Annotated in this window: 1 protein-coding gene and 1 pseudogene; both read left to right on the forward strand. The window is 36.5% G+C overall.

Annotated elements, in window-relative coordinates; genetic code table 11:
- A partial coding sequence (locus DAHG_RS01255; RefSeq protein ID WP_205408086.1) for a hypothetical protein occupies positions 1–1,636 on the forward strand: 1,636 nt, incomplete at its 5' end.
- A gap of 75 nt (positions 1,637–1,711) precedes the next feature.
- A pseudogene (locus DAHG_RS21380) lies at positions 1,712–1,927 on the forward strand (hypothetical protein); the annotation flags it as partial.

Here is a 1,927-nt window from a genome sequence, read left to right on the forward strand (position 1 = left end):
AAAATCCGTAGTATTAACAGATCCAGAAGCATTAGAAGGTGAAGTCATTGAAGGTAACCTGTATGTTGATGTGACAACAGCGAAAGCATTTGAGCTGAAAGGTGTAACTGTAAAAGGCAAATTAGTTGTCATTGGTGACAACCAAACAGCCGGTAAGTTAACGATCACTGATTCAAAGATTGAAGCAATCAGTACACAGACAAGAAATACAGAAGTCGTATTAAGCGGCGAAACAGAAGTTAAGACGATCGTATTGGAAGAAACAGCAGCGGTAACACCGGATAAGAACTTCAAAGGTGAAGTAGAGAAAATTGAAGTACAATCAACAACCAAAGGTGAAATCGTGATTGAAGTGCCTGCACAGGAAGTAACTACACGGACATATGCGAGTGTTGATATTCAGGCACCGGTAGAAAGCCTTGAAGTAAAGACAGATACTCAAATCAAGGTAAATGCCGATGTTAAGAATGTGGTGGTAACAGAAAGTGCAAAAGATACGAAAGTAGAAGTATCAAAAGGTAATACAGTAGGAACAATCGTAGCTGATGCGCCAGTAAAAATTGAAGGAAGCGGAACGATTAACAAAGTAGAAGCGAATGTTGACGGCGTAGAAGCTGGCAAGGATACAGTAATTAAAGATGTAGAAACGGGCAAGGATGTTGAGCAAGCACCAGAAGTAAATAAACCTTCAACTGGCGGATCAACAGGTGGCTCTGGCGGCGGCGGAGGATCAACAACGCCAACAAAGTCAGAAACCGAAAAGTTCAAAGAAGCATTTGAAGCTGAATTAAAAGGTGCTTTCACAACTAATGCTGAAAATAATGGTGTGACAATTAAAGTTAATGGCACAACCATTGATGGTGTTATGCATAATACTGATAATAAAGTTTGGGATTTTGTTAAGGCAACTATTTTAGACTCAATTGTGAATGTTAATGAAAATTACAAGGGTATAAAATCAGTTGATATAAGCGATGGCAATCATTCTACTGGCGAAATGTTGATTGCTGAATTAGTTGATCATAGTGCAGAAGATCTTGCTAAATGGGGCTTGGCTTTATTTAATAAAGCGAGTGCTGAGGAATTATTTAATTTGAAACTATCTGATGTTGATGGCAAGACTTATACAGTAGCGTTTAAGATTGCTGATAATACAATTATTGAATATACTGTAAAACTTAATAGCGATAAAGCACTCGAGGATACTGCTAAAACTAATCTGCAAACAAAGGTTGAAAGTGCTGTTGATCAATTAAATTTAAATAACTTAGCAACAGCAACAGTTGACAAACAAACTATCAGAACTGTCTTTAATGATGGCGAAACAACAATAGCTAATTTTGCTGGGACAGGCATTTTCTCAATTTTAACAACCTTAACCAATGAAGGTGTAACCGGTTATACGTTTGATGATAGCAGCAAAACAACTATTACTGGTACACCAACTTACGATGAATTACTTACAATATTAGCCAATTATCTTAATGTAGACAAAGATAATGCTTTAAGTCAAACGGTTAATGCATTAGATAATAAAAACATAGTAGTCACTGTTGCTTATGAAGATGCTAATGGTGCTGAAGTAAATGTTGAGTACACCTTTACTTTTGCAGTTTCTGAAAATATTGAGGATTAATAAATAATTACAAGCAGGAGTATAGACCTGTATCTGAATAATAGATACAGGTCTTTCTTAAAAGGAGATTAACTTATGAAAAATAAGAAAATAAAAGTAAGTGTACTGCTGTCAGCTTCATTAGTTATGAATTATCTGCCAGTGATTGCTGAAGAAAATTCTGGCTGGGTCAATAATAACGGCACATGGTCTTATGTTAAGGAAGATGGCAGTATAGCTAAGGGTTGGATTAAAGATAATAACTGCTGGTATGCTTTCGATGATAACGGAGCAATGCGTACCGGCTGGATC

Source organism: Dielma fastidiosa, from assembly GCF_000313565.1.
Classification (GTDB): domain Bacteria; phylum Bacillota_I; class Bacilli_A; order Erysipelotrichales; family Erysipelotrichaceae; genus Dielma; species Dielma fastidiosa.